The sequence below is a fragment of the Bacillus sp. FSL R5-0447 genome (assembly GCF_038606125.1).
In the GTDB taxonomy this organism is placed as follows: Bacteria; Bacillota; Bacilli; order Bacillales; family Bacillaceae; genus Bacillus; species Bacillus velezensis.
Genome location: NZ_CP152012.1, coordinates 1,813,611 through 1,834,779 on the forward strand (window position 1 = coordinate 1,813,611; position 21,169 = coordinate 1,834,779).

The 21,169-nt window shown below is 45.9% G+C and carries 18 protein-coding genes; all 18 read left to right on the forward strand.

Annotation, left to right across the window (positions count from 1 at the left end; all coding sequences use genetic code 11):
- Positions 1-102 precede the first annotated feature (102 nt).
- The 18 genes from NYE68_RS09240 (at position 103) to miaB (ending at position 21,167) form a co-directional block, all read left to right on the forward strand.
- Positions 103-558 carry a MarR family transcriptional regulator gene (locus tag NYE68_RS09240; protein ID WP_003154157.1) on the forward strand — a complete coding sequence of 152 codons (456 nt, stop codon included), beginning with the start codon at positions 103-105 and terminating at the stop codon, positions 556-558.
- Entirely contained in the window at positions 558-3,677 is a 3,120-nt protein-coding gene (locus NYE68_RS09245; protein ID WP_324635846.1) for an MMPL family transporter, read from the forward strand. The genes NYE68_RS09240 and NYE68_RS09245 overlap by 1 nt, the downstream gene beginning before the upstream one ends.
- 151 nt (positions 3,678-3,828) lie before the next feature.
- Positions 3,829-5,109, forward strand: coding sequence for a pitrilysin family protein (locus NYE68_RS09250; protein WP_012117578.1), 1,281 nt, complete (start codon positions 3,829-3,831; stop codon positions 5,107-5,109).
- Complete coding sequence (locus tag NYE68_RS09255) at positions 5,106-6,392, forward strand: pitrilysin family protein (protein WP_064107824.1); 1,287 nt, start codon at positions 5,106-5,108, stop codon at positions 6,390-6,392. Before NYE68_RS09250 ends, NYE68_RS09255 begins: the two co-directional genes overlap by 4 nt.
- Before the next feature lie 59 nt (positions 6,393-6,451).
- Positions 6,452-7,180 (forward strand): SDR family oxidoreductase, encoded by a 729-nt coding sequence (locus tag NYE68_RS09260; protein WP_324635845.1) that lies wholly within the window; start codon positions 6,452-6,454, stop codon positions 7,178-7,180.
- A gap of 75 nt (positions 7,181-7,255) precedes the next feature.
- Entirely contained in the window at positions 7,256-7,513 is a 258-nt protein-coding gene (locus NYE68_RS09265) for a DUF3243 domain-containing protein (protein WP_003154150.1), read from the forward strand.
- A gap of 127 nt (positions 7,514-7,640) precedes the next feature.
- Entirely contained in the window at positions 7,641-8,432 is a 792-nt protein-coding gene (locus tag NYE68_RS09270; protein WP_007409819.1) for a YmfK family protein, read from the forward strand.
- Between the two features lie 18 nt (positions 8,433-8,450).
- A complete protein-coding gene (locus tag NYE68_RS09275) occupies positions 8,451-9,347 on the forward strand; it encodes a RodZ domain-containing protein (RefSeq protein ID WP_007409820.1) in 897 nt (298 codons plus the stop codon).
- Between the two features lie 72 nt (positions 9,348-9,419).
- Entirely contained in the window at positions 9,420-10,001 is a 582-nt protein-coding gene (gene pgsA, locus NYE68_RS09280) for a CDP-diacylglycerol--glycerol-3-phosphate 3-phosphatidyltransferase (protein WP_007409821.1), read from the forward strand.
- A gap of 17 nt (positions 10,002-10,018) precedes the next feature.
- Positions 10,019-11,269 (forward strand): competence/damage-inducible protein A, encoded by a 1,251-nt coding sequence (locus tag NYE68_RS09285; RefSeq protein WP_015417497.1) that lies wholly within the window; start codon positions 10,019-10,021, stop codon positions 11,267-11,269.
- A 170-nt stretch (positions 11,270-11,439) separates the two neighbouring features.
- On the forward strand, positions 11,440-12,483 hold the full coding sequence (gene recA / locus NYE68_RS09290) for a recombinase RecA (RefSeq protein ID WP_015417498.1): 1,044 nt from the start codon (positions 11,440-11,442) through the stop codon (positions 12,481-12,483).
- 168 nt (positions 12,484-12,651) lie between these two features.
- Positions 12,652-13,833, forward strand: a complete 1,182-nt coding sequence (locus tag NYE68_RS09295; RefSeq protein WP_229041412.1) for a serine hydrolase domain-containing protein — start codon at positions 12,652-12,654, stop codon at positions 13,831-13,833.
- Positions 13,834-14,125: 292 nt separating this feature from the next.
- Positions 14,126-15,685, forward strand: a complete 1,560-nt coding sequence (gene rny / locus NYE68_RS09300) for a ribonuclease Y (protein ID WP_003154140.1) — start codon at positions 14,126-14,128, stop codon at positions 15,683-15,685.
- Between the two features lie 60 nt (positions 15,686-15,745).
- Positions 15,746-16,540 carry a TIGR00282 family metallophosphoesterase gene (locus tag NYE68_RS09305; protein ID WP_003154137.1) on the forward strand — a complete coding sequence of 265 codons (795 nt, stop codon included), beginning with the start codon at positions 15,746-15,748 and terminating at the stop codon, positions 16,538-16,540.
- Positions 16,541-16,739: 199 nt separating this feature from the next.
- Complete coding sequence (gene spoVS, locus NYE68_RS09310; protein WP_003154135.1) at positions 16,740-17,000, forward strand: stage V sporulation protein SpoVS; 261 nt, start codon at positions 16,740-16,742, stop codon at positions 16,998-17,000.
- A gap of 257 nt (positions 17,001-17,257) precedes the next feature.
- Positions 17,258-18,304: an L-threonine 3-dehydrogenase gene (tdh, locus tag NYE68_RS09315; RefSeq protein ID WP_039251466.1), complete on the forward strand. Its 1,047-nt coding sequence runs from the start codon at positions 17,258-17,260 to the stop codon at positions 18,302-18,304.
- Between the two features lie 12 nt (positions 18,305-18,316).
- Entirely contained in the window at positions 18,317-19,495 is a 1,179-nt protein-coding gene (locus NYE68_RS09320) for a glycine C-acetyltransferase (RefSeq protein WP_029325912.1), read from the forward strand.
- Between the two features lie 142 nt (positions 19,496-19,637).
- Entirely contained in the window at positions 19,638-21,167 is a 1,530-nt protein-coding gene (miaB, locus tag NYE68_RS09325) for a tRNA (N6-isopentenyl adenosine(37)-C2)-methylthiotransferase MiaB (protein WP_012117585.1), read from the forward strand.
- The last annotated feature ends 2 nt before the right edge of the window (positions 21,168-21,169 follow it).

Consider the following 21,169-nt stretch of genomic DNA (forward strand, 5'->3'; position numbering starts at 1 on the left):
CACTGTCTTTTTTTATTTTATTTTGAAGATTGACATGATACCGTCAAGTCGTTATCCTTTTTAATAGTTAAACATATTAACTACCGGAAGGAGGGGGAAAAGGTGCATGAAGAAAAAGTAAAGCAGCTGATTCAGCGTTATTCCGATGTATACCTGCACGTCTTAAAAAAAATTGACAGCATTATCGCTGAAAAAGTGAACAAAGAACTGACATTGGATCAATATTACATCCTCCGCTATATTATGCTCAATCCCGATTGCAAATCAATTGAACTGGCCGCGGTGTGCCACGTCAATAAAAGCGCCATTACATCTATGACGAACCGCCTGTATGAAAAAGGCTACATCAATAGAGAACGCAGCCAAAGCGACCGCCGGAGCATACTTTTAAATGTCACGGAAAAGGGGACGGAAGTATTTCACCGTGTGGAGCGGCGGATTGAGGAACTCGTCCGTTCATATATTATGTATTTTGATGAAGACGAGGCGGAGATGTTCGTAAATACATATGAAAAATTATATCGATTGATGATGACTGAGGAGGATCAGCAGACATAATGAAAAACATTATCCGAGCCCGCTGGATCATCGCCGCGGTGTGGGTCGCCGCAACGGTGATATTTATGCTTACAGCGCCTGATATGGCTGAATTGACACGGGAGAAAGGGCAGATTTCCGTACCGGACGGATATTCCTCTTCTTACGCCCATGAATTGCTTGATGAAATGTCTGATTCAGATGCACCGTCTTCTTCTGCCGTCATCGTATTTCACGAAAAAGGCTTAATGACAGACAAAAAAAATCGTCTGGAAGAAGCCGTCAGCACTTTGTCTGAACATAAAAAAGCGCTTCAGATTAAAACGGTGACTTCATACTTCGGGGAGAAAAATGACGACATTAAAAAACAGCTGCTCTCAAAAGACAGACAAACGATGCTCGTTCAGCTGCAGCTTGATACATCCAAAAACGATATCATCGAAATAAAAAATAAAATTGATAAACAGCTGAAACCGTACGGCGTATCATACGGCATTACAGGCCAATCGCTGATCGACGAAGATGTGTTAAAAAGCTCACAGGACGGCTTGAAAAAGACTGAATATATAACGGTCGCTTTTATCCTGATCGTGCTGATCCTTGTATTTCGGTCAGTGGTCGCTCCGTTCGTGCCGCTTTTATCAGTATTGATATCTTATTTAGTCAGCCAGTCGATTGTCGCATTTTTAGTCGATCAGCTGAATTTTCCGCTCTCAACTTTTACGCAGATTTTTATGGTTGCGATTATGTTCGGGATCGGCACAGACTACTGCATTCTGCTTCTCAGCAGATTTAAAGAAGAACTGTCGCATGGCGCTGATATAAGAGAAGCGATCGTCGTCACCTACAAAACGGCCGGAAAGACGGTTTTGTACAGCGGCGGTGCGGTGCTGATCGGATTTGCCTGCATCGGATTTGCGACATTTAAGCTGTATCAGTCGGCAGCGGCCGTTGCGGTCGGTGTCGCGGTGCTCCTGCTTGCGCTCATGACGATCGTGCCGTTTTTTATGGCTGTTTTAGGAAAAAGCCTGTTTTGGCCTGTTAAGGGCGATATTTCCCATCCTCAAAGCAAAGCATGGGAAACGTCAGGGCGGTTTTCATTTAAAAGGCCGCTCATCAGTCTTGCAATCGTTGCGGTATTCACCGTCCCGCCTATCCTTCTTTACAAAGGGTCGCTGTCTTACAACAGTCTTGACGAAATCGGGGATAAATATGAATCCGTCCGCGCGTTTAATAAGATTTCAGACGCATTCGGCCCGGGAGAACTTCTTCCGGCCACAGTCGTCATCAAAAATGATGAGACATTAAATACCGAAAAACATCTGATTGATATCGAAAAAATCAGCAGAGAACTTGAAAAAACAGAGGGTGTAAAAACGGTCAGAAGCGCCACGCGCCCCGCTGGAAACGGATTGAATCAATTATTTGTCACAAATCAGGCAAAGCAGCTTCAAGAAGGGCTTGATAAAGGCAATACAGGACTTGAAAAAATCACGGATGGATTAGGGCATGCCGCAAAGTCGTTAGCTGATTCACAGCCGCAGATCGAAGAGTCGGGCAAAAGCGTCAATCAGCTTATTGACGGAACATTGTCTCTGAAATCCGGGCTTTCTGATATAGGAGAAAACCTGAATAAACTGCAGGCTGGCGTGAACGAGAATAAAGCCGGCGTCGCCCAGATGAGAAAGCGGATTGAAGAGCAAAAACAAATGCTGACTTCACAGCTCAAACAAAACAGCGGTCTCGCTTCAGAAACGCAAAACGCTTTAAAATTGGTAAAAACCGTCCTGCCGATGAAAGATGAAGCCAGCAGACAGCTTGCCGATTTGAACAAGCAGCTTGCCCGGCTGCCGTTTGCAAAATTGGAAGCGTCAATACCGTCAGTCAAAACCGATCCCTCTTACCAAGAAATCAAATCGGCCTTTACGGGTGTACAGTCAGCCGTTTCCAAGGCAAACGCGGATGCAGAAGCGTTTTCTAAACAGGTCGACAGTCAAAAGGCTCATCTGCAGCAAGCGGAAAAACAATTTGCCCGACTGGCAGCCGCTCAGAAGAAGATTGACACTCAAATTAACGCAATGATCAACGGTCTGACCAGTATTGAAAACGGTCTGCAGCAAGTGTCAGACGGACAGGGGGCTCTCGCAGGACAAATGCCGCGCCTTGAATCGGCGGCAGGACAGCTCGCCGAGGGCCAGAAAAAAATGAAGAGCGGTCTCGGTGATTTTTCTTCCCGGCTCAGCGAACTTTCTTCCGGCCTTAACGACAGTGTAAAAGGGCTTAAGAAAGTATCAAGCGGCATGATGGGGGCGAATGATTACCTGGGTGAGCTTCACAAGGCGTCAGACAAAGAAATGACAGGCTGGTTTGTGCCGAAAGACGCGTTGACAAACAGTGATTTCACAAGCGTGTTTAATACGTACATGTCAGATGACAGAAAAACGACAGAATTGACCGTCGTTCTTGATAACAATCCTTACTCAAATACGGCCATTCAAGATATTCAAGCGATCAAAGCGAGCGTAAAAAGGGCCATTCCGAACACGGATCTGAAGAATGCTTCCTTCGGCGTTTCGGGAGTCTCCAGCATGAATGCCGATCTGAAGGAAGTATCGGATTCAGACTTCAAACGGACGGCCATGTTTATGCTGGCGGGAATTTTTCTGATTCTCATCGTGATGCTGCGCTCCCTCATTATGCCTGTTTATTTAGTGGCGTCGCTCGTACTGACGTATTTCGCATCCATCGGCGTGACGGAATACATCTTTACACACTTCTTCGGGTATCCGGGCGTAAACTGGGCCGTGCCGTTCTTCGGCTTTGTCATTTTGATGGCTCTAGGCGTGGATTATTCCATCTTTTTAATGGACCGCTTTAATGAGCTTAAAAAAGAAGGAACGGAACCCGCAATGATCAGCAGTATGAAAAATATGGGTTCCGTCATCATTTCTGCGGCCATTATTTTAGCGGGAACCTTTGCGGCCATGCTGCCGTCAGGCGTTCTTTCCTTATTACAGATTGCAACCGTGGTATTAACAGGCCTTCTCATGTACGCAATTGTCGTCCTTCCGTTTTTTGTACCGGTCATGGTGAAAATATTCGGAAGAGCCAACTGGTGGCCTTTCAATTTGAAAAAATAACGTTCAATGCCTCTGCCTGTTTTCGGGCAGAGGTTTTTTGTTTCCTTATAAATCCTCCAGTTGATATAATTACATCTGCGTACTCTTTTTTGCGAATGCTGAAATTTGGTCATAATACATACTATGAAAGAATGAACGAAGGAGGTTTCACATGACTTACGTAAATGAAATGAAGTCAAAGCACGGCGGGATCACCGCCCACATCGTAAAGACCGAGAAATTTAAAACCGTTTCGCTGACGTTTAAAATGCTGGCTCCTTTAACGAAAGAGCTTGTAACAAAAAGGGCGCTGTTTCCGCATGTGCTTCTGCGCGGAACAGAAAGCCGCCCGAAAACCGCTGATCTGCGGTCTTATTTTGATGAACTGTACGGCACATCCGTTTCAGCTGATCTGACAAAAAAGGGAGAACGTCATGTCATTACGTTCAGACTTGAGATTCCTAATGAAAAGTATCTGAAGGACCGCACACCGTTATTGGAAAAAGGCCTTCAGCTTTTATCAGAGCTTGTCTTTTCGCCCGCTTTGGAAAACGGCGCCTTCCTGCCCCTTTATGTCACGCAGGAAAAACGGACGCTGAAACAGCGGATTCAAGCCGTATATGATGATAAGATGAGATATTCTAATCTGCGTCTCGTTCAGGAAATGTGCAAAAGCGAACCGTATGCCCTTCACGTCAACGGCGAGTTCGATGATGTTGAACACATTACACCGCAAGATTTGTATGAAGCCTATCAAAAAGCCATACGCGAAGATCAGCTGGACCTGTACGTCATCGGCGATGTTGATACTGATCAGGTGAAAACGGCCGTTGATACGTATTTTAAAACGGAAGAACGGGAGCTGCAGCCTTTTGAAAGAAGCGCGGCGAATGAACAGCCCGATCCGAAGGAAGTCATTGATGAAGAGGACGTCAAGCAGGGCAAGCTGAATATCGGATTCCGGACCAATACGACATATACAGATCCGGATTATCCGGCATTGCAGGTGTTTAACGGGCTGTTCGGAGGTTTCTCTCATTCAAAGCTGTTTATAAATGTCCGTGAAAAAGCGAGCCTCGCCTATTATGCAGCCTCAAGGGTGGAAAGCTTCAAAGGGCTTTTGATGGTCATGTCGGGCATTGAGGTGAAAAATTACAAGCAGGCCGTCACCATCATTGAAGAACAGTTTCAGGCTATGCAAAACGGTGACTTTTCAGAAGATGATATCGCCCAAACGAAAGCCGTTATTAAAAATCAAGTATTAGAAACCATTGATACGGCATACGGCTTAGCGGAATTTCTGTATCAGCAGGCCTCAGCCCAAGTAGAGATACCGATCGAAAGATTCCTTGACAATATCGAGAAAGTGACAAAAGAGGACATTATCAATGTCGGAAAGAACATTAAGCTGGATACGACTTATTTCTTAAAAGGGACGGGGGGAGCATCTTGACTAAACCGATAAACTTCGAACAGCTTCAGGAAACGCTGTATCATGAAAAAATGGCAAACGGCCTTGATGTCTATGTGCTGCCGAAACAGGGCTTTAATAAAACATACGCTGTGTTTACGACAAAGTACGGTTCCATTGACAATCAATTCGTTCCTTTAAATAAGGAAGAAATGGTACACGTCCCTGACGGAATCGCGCATTTTCTGGAGCATAAACTGTTTGAAAAAGCGGACGGCGACGTGTTTCAGGACTTCAGTAAGCAGGGGGCGTCGGCAAATGCCTTTACATCATTTACACGAACCGCTTATCTGTTCTCCAGCACTTCTAATGTGGAGAAAAACCTGGAAACACTCGTAGATTTTGTTCAGGACCCGTATTTCACGGAAAAATCAGTTGAAAAAGAAAAAGGCATCATCGGCCAGGAAATCAATATGTATGATGATAATCCGGATTGGCGGCTGTTTTTCGGCCTTATCGAAAATATGTATAAAGACCACCCCGTGAAAATTGACATTGCCGGAACGGTGGAGAGCATCTCTCATATTACGAAAGATCTGCTGTATGAGTGCTATGAAACGTTTTATCACCCGAGCAATATGCTGCTCTTTATCGTCGGTCCCGTAGATCCTGAAGCGGTCATCAGCCAGGTGCGGGAAAACCAGGAGAAAAAGCCGTTTACAGACCAGCCCGAAATCAAACGTGAAGAAGTTCAGGAGCAGGAAGCGGTTTTCCGCCGGGAGCAGGAATTAAAAATGAACGTGCAAGGCTCAAAATGTCTTGTCGGTTTAAAGGCGAAAGACCCTTATAAAACGGGGCGGGAGCTGTTAAAGCACGAGCTCAGCATGAACCTCATGCTTGAATGTCTCTTCGGAAAAAGCTCACCGCATTACGGTGACTTGTACGACAAAGGCTACATTGATGAGACCTTCAGCTTCGATTACACGGCTGAATACGGATTCGGTTTTGCCTCTGTCGGAGGAGATACACCGGAGCCGGATAAGCTCGCTGACGAATTAAAACACATGCTGCTTGATGCAGAATCAGCCGTGACTGCGGAAAAACTTGATCTTGCGAGAAAAAAGAAGATCGGGTCATTCTTAAAAGCGCTCAATTCGCCTGAATATATCGCCAACCAATTCACACGCTACGCCTTTTTAGATATGAGTCTGTTTGATGTCGTAACCGTACTGGAGCAGATTACGCTGGATGACGTAAAGCGGGTCATTGAAGAAGAAATATCAGAAGACAGGCTGACAGTCTGCAAAGTCGTGCCAAAATCATAACAAAAACATCCCTCACGCCCTGAGGGATGTTTTTCTGGGGAAAGAAGGAGTATTGATTGATGAAACAGACAGCGCTCGTAACCGGAGCAAGCGGCGGAATCGGACAAAGTATAAGTGAAGTCCTCGCAAAAAACGGATATGACGTCCTCTTGCATTATCATTCTAATAAGGAAGCCGCACACAGGCTTGCGGAAAGGCTGAGCGCATCATTCGGCGTAAAAGTCTCCGTTATTCAGGCGGATCTGTCCTCACCGGATGGCGCGGAGACACTCAGCCGTTCCGTTAAGCAGCCTGTGGATGCTCTGATATTAAACAGCGGCAAAAGTCATTTCGGCCTGATTACGGACGTTACGGATGACACGGCGCGGGAGATGGTGCAGCTGCATGTAACGAGTCCGTTTCTTTTGGCGCGTAATCTGATGCCCGGCATGATCCGGAAAAAAAGCGGGGGCATCGTCGCGATCGGTTCCGTCTGGGGAGAAACAGGCGCATCGTGCGAGGTATTATACAGCATGGTCAAGGGAGCGCAGCATTCGTTCGTCAAAGCGCTTGCCAAAGAGCTTGCTCCGAGCGGCGTCCGCGTGAATGCGGTCTCGCCGGGTGCCGTTGACACAAATATGCTTGATCAGTTCACGTCTGATGAAAAAGAAGCGTTGGCAGAGGAAATTCCCGCGGGCCGGCTGGCAAAGCCGGAGGAAATCGCCGAAGCGGCGGCCTTTTTATTATCGGACAAGGCTTCCTATATTACGGGGCATATATTATCCGTAAACGGCGGCTGGCACTGCTGAAAAAAATGTGTGTATAGTTTGCATCTGTACGGACAAAATAATTTTGTAACAACAGATGAAATGGAGGAACCCAACATGTCAGTATTAGAAAACTGGGATAATTGGAAGAATTTCCTTGGCGACAGATTGAACTATGCGCAGGAAAAAGGGATGAGTGATGAAACGATCACTGACCTCGCTACAGAAATCGGCGGTTACCTTGCGAACGAAGTCGACTCGAAAAACCATCAGGAAAAAGTGCTTGCTGATCTTTGGAGCGTTGCTTCTGAAGATGAACAGCGCGCCATCGCAAATATGATGGTGAAGCTTGTTGAAAATAACAGCACTCATTAAGAGGGGGGATTTCTCCTCTCTTTTTTTATGTTTTCCTCTATAGAGCAACATTCTTCTTTCTAATTAGAGAAAAATGTTTTATGATAAAGGAAGGTAAAAATTTGCCACAATGGAGGGGGTATATCATTTGGCAAAGCTCGAATGGTATTTTGAATATGAAATTCAAGTGAACCGCCCCGGCCTGCTCGGGGATATTTCATCTCTTCTCGGGATGCTGTCAATTAATATTGTCACAATTAACGGTGTCGACCTTTCCAGAAGGGGAATGCTGCTCAGATGCCGGCATATAGATCAAATTAAACGATTGGAATCAATTTTAAAAACAATGGAGACCATTAAAGTAACGAAGCTGAGAGAACCGAGGCTTCGCGACCGTCTCGCAGTCCGCCACGGAAGATACATTCAGCGTGATGCCGATGACAAAAAAACCTTCCGTTTTGAAAGGGACGAGCTCGGTCTTCTGGTTGACTTTATGGCCGAGCTGTTTAAAAAAGAAGGGCACAAACTGATCGGAATCCGGGGAATGCCGAGGGTCGGAAAAACGGAGTCCATCGTTGCGTCAAGCGTTTGTGCCAGCAAAAGATGGCTTTTCGTATCATCAACGTTGCTAAAACAAACGATCCGGAGCCAGCTGGTTGCCGATGAATACAGCACGGAAAACGTGTTTATCCTCGACGGCATCGTTTCGACAAGACGGGGATCTGAGCGCCATCTTCAGCTCGTCAGTGAAATTATGCGGCTTCCGGCGACAAAGGTCGTGGAGCACCCCGATATTTTTGTTCAAAATTCGGAGTATACGCTCGATGATTTCGATTATATTATCGAACTCAGAAATGATCCTGACGAAGTTATTACATATGAACATGCAGAAGAACCGCAAATATTTGATCAGACCGGTTTTTCAAGCTTTGATTTTTAATATTGGAAGGTGTTTGTTGTGACAGAATTAGCAATCCGGCTTAAAGAAGCCAGAGAGGAAAAAGGGATGTCATTGGATGAACTCCAGGCGGCGACGAAAATTCAGAAAAGATACTTAACCGCTCTGGAAGAAGGCAATTATGACGTCATTCCCGGCAATTTTTATGTGCGGGCGTTTATCAAGCAATACGCTGAAGCTGTCGGGCTTGATTCAGATCAGTTATTTGAAGAATATAAAAAAGACATCCCTAACACGTACCATGACGATGTGTCGGAAAAAATCTCCGGTCTCGCCATGCAAAGGGAGCTTCCTAAGTCCGCTTCAAAGGCGGCGGAATGGCTTCCGACCGTCCTTGTCGTCATCGGTGTCATTATCGTCATCGCGATCATTTATGCGATTATTCAGCTCGGAATGAGCAAATCCGGGCAGACAGATGGAGATAAGGCAGTCACCCAAAGTGAGAGCAAGTATGAGATTCCTAAGGATTCTGCGCTGAAAAACGACGGCAATACAAATGACGAAGCGCAATCTGACAGCAAAAAAGACAAAAAGGACACAAAAGCGTCAGAGCAGAAGAAAGAAAAAAGCAGTGAAAAGACGGAGATCAAAGCGGCCGGAACGGAAGGCTCGGCTTCTTCATACAACGTCTCCGGGGCAGATAAGTATAAGCTTGAACTGATTGCTTCTGACAGCGCATGGATCCGCGTCCGTGATGACAGCGGCGGTTCTTTAAAAGAAGGAACGCTGCAAAAAGGCGAAACCTTTAAAAAAGACGTCACGGATCAAAAGCAGATTGAAATCCGCACGGGCTATGCCCCTAACCTGAAAATTAAAATCAACGGAGAGGTTCTGTCCTATGAACTCAATCCGCATGATGTGATGGCGCAGACCATCACAATCAAGATGAAAAAATAAAAGGGGAAAAGTCATCTGAACGATTAAGATGACTTTTTCTTCACGTCCGAGTACATATATTGGAGGGGCTTTATGTTTAACTTACCGAATAAAATCACACTGGCAAGAATCGCTTTAATTCCTGTATTTATGATTATCATGCTTGTTCCTTTTCAGTGGGGCAGCGTTCATATAGGGGATGAATCGATTCCGGTCGCGCATCTTACGGGAGCTGTTTTGTTCATTATCGCATCAACGACTGACTGGGTGGATGGCTACTATGCCAGAAAACTGAACCTCGTGACAAATTTCGGGAAATTTTTAGATCCGCTGGCTGACAAACTGCTGGTGTCCGCGGCATTAATTACGCTTGTGCAGTTTGACCTTGCGCCGGCGTGGATGGTCATCATCATCATCAGCCGCGAATTTGCCGTAACGGGATTAAGACTTGTGCTGGCGGGAACGGGGGAAGTTGTAGCCGCCAATATGCTGGGGAAAATTAAAACATGGGCTCAGATCATCGCTGTTGCCGCGCTTTTGCTGCATAATCTTCCGTTTGAGCTCGTTTCTTTCCCGTTCGGCGATATCGCTTTATGGGTGGCCGTGCTCTTCACAGTCATTTCCGGCTGGGATTATTTTGCGAAGAACTGGGATGCGTTAAAAACATCTAACTAAGAAAGAAGGACTTAAAGATGGAAATAGCAAAAAAAGCAGAAATCATTGCAGTCGGTTCGGAGCTTCTGCTCGGCCAGATCGCCAATACGAACGCGCAGTTTATCAGTAAAGAGCTGGCGGAAATCGGTGTAAACGTGTTTTATCATACCGCTGTCGGTGACAATCCGGAGCGGCTTAAGCAAGTCATCCGAATTGCCGAAGAGCGCTCAGACCTGATTATTTTTTCAGGCGGCCTCGGACCGACCAAGGACGATTTGACGAAAGAAACCATTGCAAACACACTGGGGCGTCCGCTCGTTCTGAATGACGAAGCATTCCGGTCGATCGAAGAATATTTCGCGAAAACAAAACGGACCATGTCGCCGAATAACCGCAAACAGGCGCTCGTCATTGAGGGCTCAGACGTTTTGGCGAATCATTTCGGCATGGCGCCTGGAATGCTTGCAGAGCACGGCTCAAGGCTTTATATGCTGCTTCCCGGGCCGCCGAGCGAGCTGCGTCCGATGTTTGAAAATGAAGCGAAGCCGCTGCTTCTTAAAAGGCTCGGTTCTAATGAGAAAATCGTTTCAACCGTGCTGCGGTTTTTCGGAATCGGTGAATCCCAGCTTGAAGCTGATTTAGAAGATATTATTGATGCGCAGACGAACCCGACGATTGCGCCGCTCGCTGCTGACGGAGAGGTCACGCTGCGTTTAACGGCGAAACATGCGGACGAAAAAGAAACAGAACGGCTTTTAAAAGAAACGGAAGCCGCCATTTTAGAACGTGTCGGTGAATTTTTCTACGGATATGATGATACGTCTCTGGTGAAGGAGCTTTCAAAAGCATGCAGACAAAACGGAATTACGATTTCTTCTGCCGAAAGCTTTACAGGCGGCCTGTTTTCAGAGTGGGTGACTGATTTAAGCGGTGCGTCTCAACTATTTGCAGGGGGCGTTGTCTGTTATTCCGACAGCGTGAAACAGCATGTGCTCGGCGTGAAAGCTGAGACGCTCGCAGAAAGCGGAGCGGTCAGCAAAGAGTGTGCGAAAGAGCTTGCAGCCGGTGTGAGAAAGCTGACCGGAAGCGATATCGGCATCAGCTTTACCGGGGTGGCGGGTCCCGACCCGCAGGAAGGGCATGCGCCGGGCCGCGTCTTTATCGGCATTGCGGCGGAAGGAAAAGAAGAGGTGCACGAATTTAACTTTGCCGGCTCAAGAACCGGAATCAGAAAGCGCGCCGCTAAATACGGCTGCCATCTCATTTTGAAAATGCTGGATCAAAAATAAAGTTTTAAAGAGGCGTTTTCTCTGATTTTTAAGTTTTACAAGGGAAATTATGCTCTTTTGCAGAAAAGCGAACGCGGAAAAAATCCGAATATGCGTTCGCTTTTTTCTTGGCAAATGCCAGTAAACAAGGTATAGTATATGTAGTGGCAAGATAAAGGAGGAAAAAATAAATGAGTGATCGTCAGGCAGCCTTAGATATGGCTCTTAAGCAAATAGAAAAACAATTCGGCAAAGGTTCCATCATGAAGCTCGGAGAAAAAACGGATACAAGAATTTCAACGGTGCCAAGCGGTTCCCTTGCACTTGATACCGCTCTCGGAATAGGCGGATACCCGCGCGGACGGATTATTGAAGTATACGGACCTGAAAGCTCAGGTAAAACGACTGTAGCGCTTCACGCAATCGCTGAGGTTCAGGAAAAAGGCGGACAGGCAGCATTTATTGATGCTGAGCATGCTCTTGATCCTGTTTACGCGCAAAAGCTCGGTGTCAATATCGAAGAGCTTCTGCTTTCTCAGCCGGATACGGGAGAGCAGGCGCTAGAGATTGCTGAAGCGCTGGTGCGAAGCGGAGCTGTTGATATCGTAGTCGTTGACTCTGTTGCGGCGCTTGTTCCAAAAGCTGAAATTGAAGGTGACATGGGTGATTCACACGTCGGTTTACAGGCGCGTCTCATGTCTCAGGCGCTCCGTAAGCTTTCCGGCGCCATCAATAAATCTAAAACAATCGCAATCTTTATTAACCAGATTCGTGAAAAAGTCGGCGTTATGTTCGGAAATCCGGAGACGACACCGGGCGGCCGCGCGCTGAAATTCTATTCTTCCGTGCGCCTTGAAGTGCGCCGTGCCGAGCAATTAAAGCAGGGCAATGACGTGATGGGGAATAAAACGAGAATTAAAGTCGTAAAAAACAAAGTCGCTCCTCCGTTCCGTACGGCTGAAGTGGACATTATGTACGGTGAAGGAATCTCCAAAGAAGGGGAAATCATCGACCTTGGAACTGAACTGGATATCGTGCAAAAAAGCGGTTCGTGGTATTCTTATGAAGAAGAACGCCTCGGTCAGGGCCGTGAAAATGCCAAGCAGTTCTTAAAAGAAAATAAAGACATCATGCTGATGATTCAGGAACAAATCCGTGAACATTACGGTTTAGACAATAACGGTGTTACGGAAAAATCGGAAGAAACTCAGGAAGAGCTTGAATTTGAAGAATAAAAAAGCACGATCAAAAGGGCGGAATAAGCAATTTCCGCTCTTTTTTTGTGTGTTTAAAAAAACACTGGCTGTTTCGGAAAATTTTATCTGAAATGTTATAACTTTTTTCACCCTTCACTCGTCTAACATCATGGCGAAAGTTGAAATTATATCTGAGGAGGAAAAAAGATGACGAGCCCCCGCCGCACAAGAATTAACAAAAAAAGAAAGAAGAAGCTTATGAAAACGGGAGGGCTGTTTCTTTTTCTGCTGCTTGTCACTGTTTTTATTATGATCTGGACCGTCACGGCGCATCACCGGGAGAAGGAATCCGTTAAAAACGCTCCCGCCGCTCAATCTGATACTTCAAAAGACCAGACTCAACAGAAAAAAGAAAAGACGCAAAAAGAGAAAACACCTAAATCAATCGATCACAATAAACAGATCAGCAATTACTTGCAACAGATCGGGTTCAGCGGCACGGCAATGATCGTAAAAGATGGAAAAGTTGTGCTGAAAAAAGGCTTTGGCTATGCGGACCGAAAACAAAAAATTAAAAACAATCCGGAGACATCATATTATATCGGTTCTTCACAAAAAGCGTTAATCGCGACGGCTGTCCTGCAGCTTGAAGAAAAAGGGCTGCTGCAGACGAGTGACCCCGTCAGTACATACTTGCCGAATTTTCCTAACGGCACGCGCATTACATTGAAAAACCTGCTCAATCATACGTCCGGCATAAGCGGGCATATTGAGGGACAGGGACCGATTTCTCCAATTGATTTAATCAAGGATATAGAATACCGCGGAATTAAACGGCAGCCCGGGGTTTGGGATTACAGGGATTCCAACTATTCAGTGCTTGCTTATATCGTATCTCAAGTCAGCGGGGAGTCTTATGAACAATATATAAAAGAACACGTGTTCAAACCGGCCGGAATGAAGCATGCCGGATTTTACAAAACATTTGTCAAAGCCAAATATCCTGCCGTCGGCTACAAAGTCGATGAGAGCGGCAGTCTTGTAACGCCGCACCTTCTGGACTTATCGCAGCTGTACGGGGCGGGCGACATGTATATGAGCGCTGAAGATCTCTATAAATTTGATAAAGCGATCGTAAATGGTACGCTCCTTTCAAAAGAAAGCTTCACAAAAATGTTTACAGCAGGAAGCAGTGCCGCTTACGGCATGGGGTTTTACATTGATCCGGGAAGCTATTCCAATCACGGTGTTATGCCCGGTTACAACATTTTGAACAGCTTCAGCCATTCGGCAAGCAAATATGTCATATTACTGTCAAACATTCAGAATAACGCCAAATTAGGACAGGTAAACAATAGAATTTACCAACTGCTTAACCAGCCGGACTGACAGAGCCGTCATTCACGAAAAGCGGATGAAGGTATGGTATGATATATACATGGGCGAAGATCCAAGCTGAAGGCGAATCGTTAAGCTGGCAAGCTTGACAAGTATTTCCGACACAATTACAATGAAGTTGTAACATTTGTTTTTTTAACATGATTGTTAAACCATTTAAACTTGACAAGGGCATGAGAGACTCATTCCCTGTGAAGGTTCTGTATGTTGAGAAAATCAGACAATGTACATGCCGGCACTTATTTAAGCAAAAACCAAGTTCATAGCAAGAGGAGGTGAAAGTATGACCCCAATGACGGTTCTCATCTCCATTTTGCTGACTCTGCTCGGTTTAGTTGTTGGCTACTATGTTCGTAAAACCATTGCCGAAGCAAAGATTGCGGGCGCACGCGGTGCTGCCGAGCAAATCCTTGAAGATGCAAAGCGTGATGCTGAAGCACTGAAAAAAGAAGCTCTGCTTGAAGCAAAGGACGAAATCCATACACTTCGAATAGATGCTGAACAGGAAGTTCGTGAAAGACGAAATGAGCTTCAAAAACAAGAAAACCGTTTACTTCAAAAAGAAGAAAATCTTGACCGTAAACATGAAGGAATTGATAAACGGGAAGCGATGTTGGAGAAGAAAGATCATTCTCTGAATGAACGACAACAACATATTGAAGAGATGGAAAGCAAAGTGGATGAGATGATTCGTATGCAGCAGTCAGAACTCGAACGCATTTCGAGCCTGACACGGGATGAAGCGAAACAAATCATTCTTGACCGGGTTGAAAATGAGCTTTCACATGACATCGCCATCATGACAAAAGAAACCGAAAACCGTGCGAAAGAAGAGGCAGATAAAAAGGCGAAAAACATTCTGTCGCTTGCTTTGCAGCGCTGTGCAGCAGATCATGTTGCCGAAACGACGGTATCGGTCGTCAATCTTCCGAATGATGAGATGAAAGGACGTATCATCGGCCGTGAAGGGCGTAACATTCGTACGCTTGAAACGCTTACAGGTATTGACCTGATTATTGATGACACACCTGAAGCAGTCATTCTTTCCGGATTTGATCCGATCAGACGGGAGACGGCAAGAATCGCTCTTGATAAACTCGTTCAGGATGGCCGTATTCACCCGGCGCGCATTGAAGAAATGGTTGAAAAATCCCGCCGTGAGGTAGATGACTATATCCGGGAAATGGGTGAGCAGACGACGTTTGAAGTCGGCGTTCACGGACTCCACCCGGATCTGATCAAGATCCTCGGCCGGTTGAAATTCCGTACAAGCTACGGGCAGAACGTACTGAAACATTCAATGGAAGTTGCGTTTTTAGCAGGTTTAATGGCTTCCGAGCTTGGAGAAGATGCAAAGCTTGCCAAGCGGGCCGGTCTTCTGCATGACATCGGAAAAGCAATTGACCATGAAGTGGAAGGAAGCCACGTGGAAATCGGAGTGGAGCTTGCGACCAAATATAAAGAGCATCCAGTCGTCATTAACAGTATTGCGTCACACCACGGAGACGAAGAGCCGACATCCATTATCGCCGTTCTGGTCGCTGCCGCTGATGCACTGTCAGCCGCAAGACCGGGCGCGAGAAGTGAAACGCTCGAAAACTATATCCGCAGACTTGAAAAGCTTGAAGAAATCTCCGAGTCTTACGAAGGCGTTGAAAAATCATTTGCGATTCAGGCCGGCCGTGAAGTTCGCATCATGGTGAAGCCGGACTCCATTAATGATTTAGAAGCCCATCGTTTGGCACGTGATATCCGTAAACGAATTGAGGACGAGCTTGATTATCCGGGCCACATTAAAGTGACCGTAATCAGAGAAACTCGAGCCGTAGAGTATGCAAAATAAAGTGATGCTTAGCGCATCACTTTATTTTTTTGAGTCCCTGAAAAGGAAGGAATGGAATGTATGAGAATTTTATTTATCGGAGATGTTGTCGGTTCCCCTGGCCGCGACATGGTAAAAGAATATGTCCCGAAACTGAAAGCGAAACATAAACCGCATTTTACAATTATTAACGGAGAAAATGCAGCACATGGAAAAGGACTGACAGAAAAGATCTACCACAGCCTGATGGAAGCGGGAGCAGATGCCATTACAATGGGAAACCATACGTGGGATAAAAGAGAGATCTTCGACTTTATTGATGATGTGCCGCATCTTGTCCGGCCGGCGAATTTCCCGGAAGGTACGCCGGGCAAAGGCATTACTTATATTAAATCGAACGGAAAAGAGCTTGCCGTCATTAATTTACAGGGGCGGACGTTTCTTCCGCCGCTTGATGATCCGTTTGCTAAAGCGGATGAATTAATAGAAGAAGCGAAAAAGCGCACGCCGTACATTTTTATTGATTTTCACGCCGAAGCGACAAGCGAAAAAATTGCGATCGGCTGGTACACAGACGGAAGAGCCTCTGCCGTGGTAGGCACCCATACACACGTGCAAACGGCAGATAACCGTATTTTGCCGAAAGGAACGGCATATATTACTGATGTAGGCATGACGGGTCCGTACGACGGAATTCTCGGTATGGACAGAGAAACGGTCATCAAGCGGTTTAAAACCAATCTTCCCGTCCGGTTTACGGTGGCGGAAGGTAAAACTACGCTGAGCGGAGTGCTCATTGACATCGACGATCAAACGAAAAAGGCCGTAAATATCGAACGGATATTAATCAATGATGACCATATGTTCTTTGAATAGGTGATCATGTGTTTATTTTATAAAAATATTAAAAGGAAAAGCAGGAATATAGCAACTTCTTAGTGAATATAGTAGAAATGGAAGGTAGCCCGCTATTTTTGAAAAGCATTGTGGGGATGGCTTTTTGGATAGCAACATCTAATAATGATTGTTCTAATGAACACTCACTTATCCATTGTAAAACTAAGGGGGAGCAGAAATGGAAATCTTAAAAGTTTCAGCAAAATCAAGTCCAAATTCAGTAGCAGGCGCGCTTGCCGGTGTATTGAGGGAACGCGGAGCCGCCGAAATTCAAGCAATTGGGGCGGGTGCCTTAAACCAGGCTGTTAAAGCGGTTGCGATTGCCAGAGGCTTTGTCGCGCCAAGCGGCGTAGATTTGATTTGTATTCCGGCTTTTACAGATATACAGATTGACGGAGAAGAAAGAACGGCGATTAAGTTAATCGTCGAACCCCGTTAAAAACAAAAACATGACATTCTCAACCTGCTTGCGTAAGGCGAGCGGGTTGTTTTTATTGTTGTCATATTTTCTCACAATATTATATTAATAGTACGAAGAGATGATAAATGGCTTTATTCATATAATATTCAAAAAAAATCCCGCCCATTTTTTCGGACGGAAGCAGTTGTTTTCTTGGAGTGGACACTGGTGTTTACCTCCTTTTTATCTCATGTTACAATCCAGTTATTACAGTGTTTTTTCGAGGAGGAGTGTACATGTTGGGAGGAAAGATGAAAGCTATCGTCAAAAATGAAAACGCTTTCGGAGCAACTCTGAAAGAAATTCCCATACCTTCCATTAATGAGAATGAAGTTCTCATTAAAGTACAGGCCGCATCTATATGCGGTACAGATGTGCATATTTATAATTGGGATCAATGGGCGCAGAAACGAATCAAAACACCTCAAGTATTCGGACATGAATTCAGCGGTATCATAGCGGAAACGGGCAAGCACGTCACAAATGTCAAAATAGGTGACTACGTTTCGGCTGAAACCCACTTCGTCTGCGGTACTTGTGTTCCTTGTTTAACAGGAAAACATCATGTGTGCACCCATACAAAGATCCTCGGCGTAGATACAGCCGGTTCCTTCGCTGAATATGTCAAAGTGCCGGCTCGAAATGTTTGGGAAAATCCCGCTGATATGGACCCAGCCGTCGCTTCTGTTCAAGAGCCGCTTGGCAACGCGGTGCATACAGTGCTGGAAAGCAGCCAGCTTGCGGGCGGTTCCGCTGCAATTATCGGCTGCGGACCGATCGGGCTGATGGCGGTGGCGGTGGCTAAAGCGGCCGGTGCATCCCGTATTGCGGCGATTGATAAAAATGATTACAGGCTGGCTCTTGCGAAGAAATTGGGAGCTGCGATCACCATTTCAGCTGATAAGGAAGATCCGCTTGAGGTGATCGACACCTTAACAGGCGGAGAAGGGATCGACCTTGTCTGCGAAATGTCAGGCCACCCGGCAGCTATCGCACAAGGATTAAAGATGGCGGCCAACGGGGGAAGGTTCCATATGCTGAGTCTGCCGGAACGTCCGGTGACGGTTGACCTGACAAATGACGTGGTGTTTAAAGGACTTACCGTCCAAGGCATCACAGGCAGAAAAATGTTTGAAACATGGCGGCAGGTATCGCACATGCTTGAATTCGGCCTTGTTGATCTGACGCCGGTGATCACGCATCAGTTTCCGCTTGAAGACTTTGAAAAAGGGTTTGACCTGATGAGAAAGGGCCAGTGCGGCAAAGTCATTTTGATTCCATAAGGGGAGGGTTCTATAATGAAAGAATTTGAATTTCTAAAAGCAGAGCTTGATAAAATGAAAGAAAATAAAACGTGGCAGCAAATGAAACAAATTGAAACGAAGCAGGGTCCGTCGGTGGAAGTCAAAGGGGAAAACGTGATACAGCTTTCATCGAACAATTATCTCGGTTTGACGTCGCATCCAAGGCTTGTCGAAGCGGCCAAACGCGCCGCGGAAGAATTCGGAGCGGGTACGGGGTCCGTCCGGACAATCGCCGGAACATTCACCATGCACAATGAGCTGGAGAAAAAATTGGCAAACTTTAAAAAAACAGAAGCGGCACTTGTTTTTCAATCGGGGTTCACAACGAATCAGGGCGTCTTATCAAGCATTCTTACAAAAGAAGATATCGTGATCTCTGACGAACTGAACCATGCTTCCATTATTGACGGGATCAGGCTGACGAAAGCAGATAAAAAGGTGTACCGCCATGTTGATATGGACGATTTGGAAAGGGTGCTGAAAAAATCAATGAATTACCGCATGCGCCTGATCGTCACCGACGGCGTATTCTCAATGGACGGCAACATCGCTCCTTTGCCTGACATCGTCAAACTTGCAGAGGCGTATGATGCCTTTGTGATGGTCGACGACGCGCATGCTTCCGGCGTACTCGGAAAAAACGGTAGGGGAACGGTTAATCACTTCGGGCTTGACGGAAGAGTCCACATACAGGTGGGCACATTAAGCAAAGCCATCGGAGTGCTTGGCGGTTACGCCGCAGGGTCGCAGGTTCTGATCGATTACCTGCGCCATAAAGGGCGTCCTTTCTTATTCAGCACTTCTCATCCGCCTGCGGTAACGGCCGCATGCATAGAAGCCATTGACGTCCTGCTGGAAGAGCCTGAGCATATGGAAAAGCTATGGGAGAACACGGCGTATTTCAAAGACAAACTGGTTCAAATGGGGCTGACCCTCACAAAAAGCGAAACACCGATCGTGCCGATATTAATAGGGGAGGAAGAAAAAGCCCAGGCATTATCAGACCTTTTATTGACCCGCGGCGTCTTTGCACAAAGCATCGTGTATCCGACGGTCGCCCAAGGAAAAGCGAGAATCCGCACCATTATTACGGCGGAGCATACAAAAGAGGAGCTTGACCGGGCGCTGGAAGTAATCCGTTCAGCCGCAAAAGAGCTTCAGCTTGTGTAAGGGGGAAATGATTCCCTCTTTTTTATTTCTTATTGATTCTTATTCTCAATAAGGTGTACAATAATAGGCTGGCGGTTGTGCCAAACGCTTTTAACCAGTATACTTGAGGGTGGAAGTTTCGGTTGAAAGGAGACATTCGAACATGAATGAAAAGCAAAAGCAGGAAAGCGGACAAGTGAATCCGGCGGACAAAACATCCGAAAAGGATTACAGCAAGTATTTTGAAGCCGTATATATTCCGCCTTCTTTAAAAGATGCGAAAAAACGGGGCAAAGAATCCGTTCAATATCATAACGATTTTAAAATCTCAGAAGAATTTAAAGGCCTCGGTGAAGGCAGGAAATTTTATATCCGCACGTACGGATGCCAAATGAACGAGCATGATACGGAAGTCATGGCGGGTATTTTTATGGCGCTCGGTTATGAAGCGACAAATTCGGTTGATGACGCGAACGTTATTTTATTAAACACTTGCGCTATCCGGGAAAATGCTGAAAACAAAGTGTTCGGAGAGCTCGGCCATTTAAAGGCGCTCAAAAAAAATAACCCGGACCTGATTCTGGGCGTCTGCGGCTGCATGTCACAGGAAGAATCAGTCGTAAACCGCATCCTTAAGAAGCACCCGTTTGTCGATATGATTTTCGGCACGCACAACATTCACCGTCTGCCGGAACTGTTATCAGAGGCATATTTATCAAAAGAGATGGTCATTGAAGTGTGGTCGAAGGAAGGGGATGTCATTGAAAACCTTCCGAAAGTCCGCAACGGGAAAATTAAAGGCTGGGTCAACATTATGTACGGCTGTGACAAGTTCTGCACATACTGCATCGTACCGTATACCCGCGGAAAAGAGAGAAGCCGCCGTCCTGAGGAAATTATCCAGGAAGTCAGAAGACTTGCAAGCGAAGGCTATAAAGAAATCACACTGCTCGGTCAAAACGTGAATGCGTACGGAAAAGATTTTGAGGATATGACGTACGGTCTCGGTGATTTAATGGACGAACTGCGTAAAATTGATATTCCGAGAATCCGATTCACGACGAGTCATCCGCGTGACTTTGATGATCATCTGATCGAAGTGCTCGCCAAAGGCGGCAACCTTCTTGACCATATCCATCTTCCGGTTCAATCAGGAAGCTCAGCGATGTTAAAAATGATGGCGCGCAAATATGACAGAGAACGCTATCTGGAGCTTGTCGGAAAAATTAAAGCGGCGATGCCGAACGCTTCACTGACGACCGATATTATTGTCGGTTTTCCGAATGAAACCGATGAACAATTTGAAGAAACGCTTTCGTTATATCGCGAAGTGGAATTTGACAGCGCATATACGTTTATTTACTCTCCTCGTGAAGGCACGCCGGCAGCGAAGATGAAAGACAATGTTCCGATGAGGGTCAAGAAAGAACGTCTTCAGCGCCTCAATGATTTGGTGAAAGAAATTTCAGCCAAAAAAATGAAGGAATATGAAGGCAGGACTGTCGAAGTATTAGTTGAGGGAGAAAGCAAAAATAACCCTGACATTCTTGCCGGCTATACGGAAAAAAGCAAGCTCGTCAACTTCAAAGGGCCGAAAGACGCCATCGGCAAGATTGTACGCGTCAAAATCGAACAGGCGAAAACATGGTCGCTTGACGGTGTGATGGCAGGAGAAGCAATCGAGGTGAAATAATA

Excerpts from the sequence above, each read along its gene's own strand:
- NYE68_RS09245 (WP_324635846.1), top strand. The coding sequence starts at position 558 with ATGAAAAACATTATCCGAGCCCGCTGGATCATCGCCGCGGTGTGGGTC.
- pgsA (WP_007409821.1), top strand. The coding sequence starts at position 9,420 with ATGTTTAACTTACCGAATAAAATCACACTGGCAAGAATCGCTTTAATT.
- NYE68_RS09250 (WP_012117578.1), top strand. The coding sequence starts at position 3,829 with ATGACTTACGTAAATGAAATGAAGTCAAAGCACGGCGGGATCACCGCC.
- tdh (WP_039251466.1), top strand. The coding sequence starts at position 17,258 with ATGTTGGGAGGAAAGATGAAAGCTATCGTCAAAAATGAAAACGCTTTC.
- NYE68_RS09260 (WP_324635845.1), top strand. The coding sequence starts at position 6,452 with ATGAAACAGACAGCGCTCGTAACCGGAGCAAGCGGCGGAATCGGACAA.
- miaB (WP_012117585.1), top strand. The coding sequence starts at position 19,638 with ATGAATGAAAAGCAAAAGCAGGAAAGCGGACAAGTGAATCCGGCGGAC.
- NYE68_RS09295 (WP_229041412.1), top strand. The coding sequence starts at position 12,652 with ATGACGAGCCCCCGCCGCACAAGAATTAACAAAAAAAGAAAGAAGAAG.
- spoVS (WP_003154135.1), top strand. The coding sequence starts at position 16,740 with ATGGAAATCTTAAAAGTTTCAGCAAAATCAAGTCCAAATTCAGTAGCA.
- NYE68_RS09285 (WP_015417497.1), top strand. The coding sequence starts at position 10,019 with ATGGAAATAGCAAAAAAAGCAGAAATCATTGCAGTCGGTTCGGAGCTT.
- rny (WP_003154140.1), top strand. The coding sequence starts at position 14,126 with ATGACCCCAATGACGGTTCTCATCTCCATTTTGCTGACTCTGCTCGGT.
- recA (WP_015417498.1), top strand. The coding sequence starts at position 11,440 with ATGAGTGATCGTCAGGCAGCCTTAGATATGGCTCTTAAGCAAATAGAA.
- NYE68_RS09265 (WP_003154150.1), top strand. The coding sequence starts at position 7,256 with ATGTCAGTATTAGAAAACTGGGATAATTGGAAGAATTTCCTTGGCGAC.
- NYE68_RS09305 (WP_003154137.1), top strand. The coding sequence starts at position 15,746 with ATGAGAATTTTATTTATCGGAGATGTTGTCGGTTCCCCTGGCCGCGAC.